Source organism: Candidatus Cloacimonadota bacterium, assembly GCA_028706475.1.
Classification (GTDB): Bacteria; Cloacimonadota; Cloacimonadia; order Cloacimonadales; family Cloacimonadaceae; genus UBA5456.
In genome coordinates this window covers 31811-40090 of record JAQWBI010000016.1, presented here as the reverse complement: position 1 = coordinate 40090, position 8280 = coordinate 31811, and the positions used below count along the sequence as shown (strand labels likewise).

The 8280-nt window shown below is 38.7% G+C and carries 7 protein-coding genes; all 7 read right to left on the bottom strand.

Annotation, left to right across the window (positions count from 1 at the left end):
- Positions 1-231: 231 nt before the first annotated feature.
- The 7 genes from cas4 to PHF32_04615 are packed head-to-tail and all read right to left on the bottom strand — an operon-like array spanning position 232 to position 8267.
- Positions 232-819, bottom strand: coding sequence for a CRISPR-associated protein Cas4 (gene cas4 / locus PHF32_04645; protein MDD4560014.1), 588 nt, complete (start codon positions 817-819; stop codon positions 232-234).
- Positions 820-822: 3 nt separating this feature from the next.
- Positions 823-1113, bottom strand: coding sequence for a CRISPR-associated endonuclease Cas2 (gene cas2, locus PHF32_04640; protein MDD4560013.1), 291 nt, complete (start codon positions 1111-1113; stop codon positions 823-825).
- Positions 1107-2171, bottom strand: coding sequence for a CRISPR-associated endonuclease Cas1 (gene cas1 / locus PHF32_04635; protein MDD4560012.1), 1065 nt, complete (start codon positions 2169-2171; stop codon positions 1107-1109). The genes cas2 and cas1 overlap by 7 nt, the downstream gene beginning before the upstream one ends.
- Positions 2172-4556 (bottom strand): CRISPR-associated helicase Cas3', encoded by a 2385-nt coding sequence (gene cas3 / locus PHF32_04630; protein MDD4560011.1) that lies wholly within the window; start codon positions 4554-4556, stop codon positions 2172-2174.
- Positions 4556-5332, bottom strand: a complete 777-nt coding sequence (cas5, locus tag PHF32_04625) for a CRISPR-associated protein Cas5 (protein ID MDD4560010.1) — start codon at positions 5330-5332, stop codon at positions 4556-4558. The genes cas3 and cas5 overlap by 1 nt, the downstream gene beginning before the upstream one ends.
- 12 nt (positions 5333-5344) lie before the next feature.
- Entirely contained in the window at positions 5345-6208 is an 864-nt protein-coding gene (gene cas7b / locus PHF32_04620; GenBank protein ID MDD4560009.1) for a type I-B CRISPR-associated protein Cas7/Csh2, read from the bottom strand.
- On the bottom strand, positions 6201-8267 hold the full coding sequence (locus PHF32_04615; protein ID MDD4560008.1) for a TM1802 family CRISPR-associated protein: 2067 nt from the start codon (positions 8265-8267) through the stop codon (positions 6201-6203). Before PHF32_04615 ends, cas7b begins: the two co-directional genes overlap by 8 nt.
- Positions 8268-8280: the final 13 nt, after the last annotated feature.

Genomic DNA, 8280 nt, shown 5'->3' with positions numbered 1-8280 from the left:
GTTTCAACCCTTGGTTTGATGGATTGATGGATAAATACCCTGGCTTGGGTCTAATCTACAATGGAATAATAGCTTAGGACTCCAGTCCAGACTAGGATAACTAGCATATAGGCGATGAAATCGATGTAATTCTCCTAGATTTCATCATTTCAGACACTGGGGGATCACTCTATATAAAAGCAAAGATCATTATCTCTAGCAAATTGTCAATAATTATCGGTCAGGAACCCATCAGAAATCGCATAGATTCCGATAGGTACAATCCTCACATTTTCGTTTATTACTACGAACACTTGGATACCTACCTTTGTGGATAATGTCAAATATCTTATCCAATACGTGTAAAGCATATTGTTTCATGGCATCAGATATCTCTAATGGCTGCAGATGATTTTTTGATCTGACATAGACAATGTAAGCCATATTTACTCTTTTGCCAAAGTGTTCTTCGATCAACAATGAATACAAGGTTTGTTGCATCTTCAGGGTTTTATATATCCTATTTTCCCAAGAAGCCCATTTATAATCTAAGGGTGCAGCAAAACCATTCTTCAAAAGCAGCACTTCATCTACTTTTCCCACTAGACGTAGATTCTGAGAGCTCATATATACATCGGCAAGCTTCTCTTCTATTCCAATGCGTGACCGGATATAGTCTTTATTCTGCACCAGTTTCAACTTATGAATGTCTCTTCCTTTATTGACAAGGTGTCTCCGATGTTCATGCTGATCTATCCCTAGTACATTCATGTAGTACAAAAACCTTGGGCAGTACATATACTCCATAACTTCAGAAGGTGTAATGTATTGAAAATCCATAAGTCAGGTAAAGAGAGCTTTGATCTCATCGGTAATTAGTTTTCGTTCAAAGGCTTGACCCAGTAAAATGCAGGCGTTGAAATCTTCTCGGCACATGGGGAAAATATATACTTTGTCTTGATCGGGATTTAATAGGTCTTCGATCATGCTGCTTAGTTCTTTGATCTGAGTTTTATTCATTTCTCCCAACCATACTGAGTATTGAACCCGGTAGATTCCTGCTCTTTCACAGCATTTAACCACTTTATTCCTGGCTTTGTCTTTCACAATGTCGTACATTACCCAGGTTAACAATCCTCCTCCTCGCTAGACACATCACCGGTATGTGGATTAATGAAGTTCTCAAACTTTCGGCACACAGATGCTTCCAGATAGTTATCTTTTTTCCCGATCAGGAAGTTTGCAAAAGCATGAGCATCAGTTTGGATCATATCTATCTGTTTTCGGTTTTTATTTCTGTATCGGATAATCTGATCGAGGTACTCCAAAAAATATGGAGCGAAGAATTTTTTCCCTTCTGTACTAAGGGCTACTCCTTTGTACACGGATTCCAGATATTCGGGTTTGCACTTACTTCTGGTAAACATGTAAAACACAGGTTCATCGGCAAGGATTCTGTAGTTTTCGATGAAGTCGAAGACAAAGCTCTTCTTGTTGTAGTTATCGCTGTGCAACAAACCAATGTAGGGATCCAAGCCCGCTATCACCAATGCCTTTTCCGTTTTGGAATACAGAATTCCGTAGGCATAGTTCAAAAAGGCGTTGAAAGCATCTTTAGCAGGCCTTGAACTTCTTCCTGAAAACTTCCATGGATCTGGTAGCATCATTGCTAACAAAGAAAAATACACTCTCGATGCGCTTCCCTCCAAGCCCATAATTAACGGTGATAGCTCTTCCAGATTGCCATCAGCATTGAAAATGGAAACCGCATAATTCCGCATCAGTTCCATTCTTTGATTATCTTCTTCGGAGATCCAGTTCCTTTTTGAGAATAGAGTTTTTACAAATCGGTATTGATTCATTATCTTCAGACAAATCCAGCGTTTTATGAAATCTAAGCCCACAGCATCAGAGAGCATTTCCAATTGGCGCCTGCGAATCAGTACCGTGCTGCCAATTTTGGGAAACCATACCCTGGCATAAGGATTGCCATATTGATCCAGCATCACCACGTCAATATTGTGATCCATTGCCAATTGTATTGCGTCCGAGCTGATCTGCACGGCATTGGAAATCACTATGCTACTTATTTTCTGCGGCGCTACTTTCAGCTTTTTATCGTTGACGAATACTTCAAACATGTCATCTTTTTTACGTAAAGCAGAGCCGTATGTATTTAGGTGAAGTTCCATCTATAATGCCATCACTGAACCTGATTCCAAGGGTACCTTCAAAAATCCCGTTTCGCAGTTATATGCTTTTTCTATATCTACTAACGGGATGTAATACACTTTATCTTTAAATTTGTTAAAGTATGAGTTTTGAATACTGTAGTTCTTTATGTCTGATTCACTTAGGTTTAGCTGATATTTGCTCAAGAAATGATAGCATTTTTTCATCGCAAGACGGGCGTGGGATATTGCTTCATCTCCTATATTGGTTTGATCTAGAATCTCTTTGGCCGATATTAATTCTTCCATAGTCTGCTGTGCTTCTTCATTAAGTAAGATGTATAAGGATACAGTATTATACTGATCCTGTATCAGTCGAAATTCATTTATTGACAGCTGGTTGCGTCTACTTTGATCGTAATTAAGTTCTCCAATTGCTTTCATGATAGCTTGAGATTCTGCACCGAATTGTATACTTCGGTAGTATTCTTGGATAATATCGGCAAATTGATTACTTTCAATCTGCTTTCTATCAGATATAGCTTCATCGGTCTTTTGTAGCAGGTAGTTATCATATACATTGGCGTTGTATTTTTTCCCATCTTTGTGCAGACTTACTACTTGCATTACTCCCCCCAGTTCACCGAATTCTCCATGCCGATTGCATCTGCCGGCTACTTGAATGATGGAGTCAAGCGGACCTATATCTCTATATACTCGCTGAAAGCTCAGATCGACCCCAGCCTCTACAAGTTGAGTAGATACCAATATCACTCTTTTTCCGTTTTTCAGATTTGTTCGGACCTTCTGGATTCGTTTTAATCTGCAATATGGTATGTTGAGAGTTGTAAGGCAATATACTTGATATTTATCGCTGAAGCGCTGTTTCAGTATGTTATATAGGTCTATGGCTGATTGTTTTGTGTTCATGACAAATAAGGCGCTGGAAACATTGGATAAGTCTAGAGATTGAGCAAATTCTCCAAGGGTTTGAGGATTCGTACATATCTGTAAACTTACTCTATTGAACACACTCGATTCGAAAATTCTTGAAGGGCTCAATTCATGAAATGTGCCAGGTTCAAAGATAAAGGGCTGAGTGGCAGTACAAGAGAGAATTATAGTATCAAATCGCTCTGTAAGTACTTTAAAGAAACAACGCAGAAGCGGATAATACTTTGGAGGCAGGCTTTGAACCTCATCCAGCAGGATTATGGAATTCACAATATTATGAAGCTTGCGAACCAATGAGTTTCTTGAACCTATTAGGGAATGAAACAGTTGTACGAAAGTTGAGACAATACATGCTGAGTTCCATGAATTGGCTATCAGATTATCGTTTAGATAAGCATGCAAATCATAGTCTTCATCCTTGCGTTCTCTGGAAAAATCAACCAAATGATGGTGTTTCAGCAGTATATCCGGATTCTTGGCATCATTTCCATTATGGCTTAAGACATTTTCTACCTCATCAAAATTCTGATCGATAATGGAAGTATAAGGTAAACAATAGATCACTCGCCTTCTATGTTTGGAAGCTTTTTGTAATGCATCGGTAAACGACATACAAGCCAGAGTTTTCCCACTACCTGTCGGAGCGCTCAGAGCAAATCGCTTAGTCTCAATATCCATAACATCTGCAGCAGCATTCAGCAGTTTACTCCGAATTGAGTTCAATTCACCAGTACCGGGATTGAGACTGCTTAAGTAGTTTTGTGGAGAGAAAGATATATCTGCCTTCAGGTTGATGTCGATTTCCTGCTCAATACGAGCAGCATCGTGTTTGTCCGCGTCAATCAATACGGAGAATAAAAGATTCTGAATCAAGAATCGCTCTATGGCATCTTCAGCATCATCAAGTGGTCCAAAATCCTCAAGTCTGAATAATAGTGTTTTGATCTTGGATTTGTCCAGATTGGGCATTACGATACCATGATTGTTCAAAAAGGATTGCATATCTTCGTTTGCAATAATCTGTTCCTGAACGTCATGAAAGATAGCCAAAGTAGTGTTCAATAGTACTCCGTCTCTCAGGTTTTCCGATCCATACGAACTAAGATTACCATGATGCCTTTGAACGGCCTTAAAGGCTAGTAAGGAATATTCTCCTAAACTGGTATCCATTGATAATACTTCGTACAAAATAAGTGCAGATACAAGGCTGTGCTTTGTGTATGCGGAGCTATTTCCTCCTCTTACATGTTTTTGAAATGCTTTACTTGCCTTACCGATGTCGTGCATGAGGCCAGTAATGAAGGCCAGTTTACTTAAAGTATCCTTGTCTATTGCCCTGGTAAAAAGTGAAAGCCTTTGAATGCGGATTCTACAACCTATAGCAACATTTTCCAGATGTTCATGCAAAGGCTTTCGTTGATTATCTTTTGAGGCAGGGTGTGATATCAGCATTACAACATGGATATCCTTGTTCGTGTTTCGTTATTTAGTTCCAATACATTACAAAACATACCCGTAAGGCGCTTTCCGCTTGCTTCCATAAACACATCACCAAATCGGATAGAACGCCTGATAACAGATTTATTTTTACCATAATCCTCTGTTGTCTGTTCTAATGGCATACGTTCAATATTGATGATCAGGGAATCAGTATCAATACTCTTGATCTGTTCTCTTTCTACTGCGGAATCAAGGTAACGGGATTCCGGAACAGCGTGGATATCTTTATCTTGATAAGTCCGGACGTGATTTATCCCGGCACGGAATTGCCTCTGGCCCAGATAAATATCATAGCCCAAATCTTTATTGATAATTCTGTTCTCAATAGAGTCCAATTCTGTATGTTCCCCCTTTTTGAAGGCCACATACAAAATCCAGGCCAATTCTTTCCCATCCCGTGGCATCAATAGCTCCATTCGGCATTGTTTATGATCGGAAACGTCGTTTATCCCCGTATCATATCTTACGTAATTCATGGTGTAGAATTGCTTTTTAAAGCTTGATCCCGGTGCTATTGATATTGCCAAACCCAAGTTCTTAGAACTCATCAGCTTATAATATGAATCTCTTTTTTTTTGCAATATTGATGCTAATAAGCCACAAACAACAGTCCTGGGAGGGATGCTATATGTTAAGGAAGATGCGTTTGTATAGAACTTGCGAAAGTGCGCTAATGGGCCACTTAGCTGAAGTTCCAAGATAGTATCAAATCTATTGTTGTATTCCATCTTATCCCCCTGTCAAAGAAGGGATAACTCGTGTTTCCAGTTTGGATCGATAAAGATTCTTTCGAAGCCGGTAATCTCCAGTTGATCATCCTTAAAATAGTGAATTGCCTTGACTTTTGATTTGTTACTGCTCAGATAATCCACTAATTGATCGATATCTATAGTGAAGTCTTCCGTTTTACGAATAAGACGCAAGTCGTTTACTTTAGAGAGTCCAATCTTTAGCATAGGACGCAAGTCTTTTAAGAAACTCTGATTATCTATAAGTTCTATGCGAAGGTACAGTCGGGGATACTGCCCAGTCTTGGATCTGGTTCTAGCCAAAGGAATAGCTTTTATGATAGATTCATCCAGCAGCAAAATATCATCATCAGTGAGTTTTGTTTTTTCAGAGGCATTTGCGTTCACACTTCCCGAAAATGCAATTAGTGAATATTGAACACGATAGTCTTTACCGATACCCTTTCCGGATGAGAAACTTGAAGTAATGGTGCTACTATCTATCAGTTCAACTGGATTGAGTGAATATCCCCAATTAAACTGAACTGGACCTGTATAATGCCCTTCGTCGCGCTTATCTTCAGCTGTTACAGCACCGAACAATCTCACGTCTATTAGGTCGGTATGAAGTAGTTTCTGTTTCTTAATCTGTTCATTTCTTTCTTTGGCATCTTTAGCATTAGCTGTAACGAAGATTTCCTTGCCTTTGGCTGTTTCCAGGTAATCTCTGATGTAACGCTTCAAGCGGACATCAGATACCAGATTTGTAGAAGTATCGTAATCCATACGAGGTTTGTTCTCATCATCCATATCACCATTGGGATTACACATCAGAGCATCGTAGAGAAATAGGATCTCAGAATTGTTCTTAATCATTTTGTGCCTCCATTTCGGTATCGTTGTTGTCTTGAATTTCTTTCTTTTCTTTGCCTTTTAACAATCCTATATACTTGCGATAGGAGCGGCCGCTAAGGATATGGAATACCACTTCTTCAGGTGGCATATTCATATCCGACTCACATAAGCATTCTCGATAGTAGGCATCTAGCACAGGATCTGACCATACTTCCCAAACCAGACGCAGATCATCAATAACTGTTGAAATCGATTTTACTTTCTGTACTGGAATACCCCTCAAGTTTAGCTTATGAACCGCAGTGCGGTTTATTCCCTTTTGCTTTTGTGCATACTCCAGCTCATTCAGGTACCAGCCCAATATAAATAAACCCTGAGCAAAGTAGTTTTCCTCATACACATGAGGATGATTCTTGAAATACTCGAGCAATTCTTGGTTTTGCAGAGTAGTTGTCATAACTTTTTCCTCCATTTTTCTTATTCCTTTCAATAGCTTAAAGTTATCGAGATGCTTCATATAAAGACTCATTATATAGGGAGACAAATCCAAGCGATAGATAGAAATGTTTGAATTCTGGATCTTACCATGAAAGACATTCACAAAGCCTTTTAAGAGTTTAATCATGTTTATGGGTTGAGAGTATAGATAAGAAGACAAAAGTGTAAGCATGCTCCTGTTAATCTTCTGGAAGTCTGCTGGTTTCATATTGGGTCTTGACTGTTTAGAGGGGTAAATCATGAATTTCAAGTCCTCAAAGGACATACTGAAACTCTCATCGAATAATTCATGCAGCTTGTTTTCCAAGGATATACTACAGAGATTCTCGTACTTTTCAATCAAAGAGGGTAGGCTAATATTCTTGATCAAACGGTTGACGATAAACTCCTGACTGGTAGGACTGGGCTCATAATAGAAAAAGAGAGAGAAATTGTTGAAGCGATCCTGCAGATTTCTTAATATCGCAAGATTGCGTCTGCGGTCTTGATTGTTCTGTTTTTTTAACAATCTGGGGATTACTTTGATTTGCTCGGGATCAATTTCTTGTGTGTGATCCTTACTGTTTGCCTGGTATTTCAATTCCGGAAGAACCAGACAGCGAAGATTTATCAGATATGTGTTCAAGGAAGAAGAGGCAAAACTGGTGCCAACCGTGACCTGGTGATAACAATCCTTGCACGCTGTAAAAGCAGTAAAACTACGTTTTTCTTTCATGTTGTCAAAGAAGGGTTTATTAGAAATACCATAGAACTTTTGCTTTAGGGCAATATCACTGGCCAGATATTTGTCTGCTGAACATAGAGGACAATGTCTAAGCTCTTTTGAATCCGGGAATTTCTTATCTACCATATAATAGTACAAGACATCGATATAGCAAGACCTGATCTTCTCGATTTCATGTATCAGTTTCCCATCTATACTCAATGCATATGCTGGTCTTTCCCCGACAATATGAGCTAAGCTCTTTTCGAAGTATTTCTCTAATGCTTTATTATATTCTGCTCTCAGTTTCTTTTTTTCTTTTACTATTTCCTTCGCAGGGGTAACATCGTCTGTAACTTCCTGAATAGGATCAGGATAGGGGAAATCGGCTTGTAATTCTTTCGGAAGTAGTATATACTGTGGTCTTATACCGATTGTATCACGTATAAAAAAGCGTTGACCGATATTCTGAAGATAATCTAAACATTCATCAACTTGTTCCGGATAGCTCCATTTTATTTCACTACGATTCTTCTCTATGTACTCCATCAAAGCAAAAGAAAAAATTGATTTGTAACCGATATGAGACCCATATATATTGGGATCATTTGATGAATAATTTCTGAAGATCAGCTTTTTGGTGCATGTTCCAGGACTTATCTCATTATCTTGAACAAACGAGATCGCTTTGTTTTGTGTATCTAAATTCATACGAATCAATCTACCATACATTTGCAGATCTTTCTTTTTATTATGGAAAGAGCTATCATCTGCACAAAATTGACGGATAATATAAAGCTTTTGCTCTGAGGGATCCATATCATAGAATCCCTCAATAAGCATTCGGTTGTTACCAAGTAATCGATATATAGAGATCATAGCCGCTCCTTAT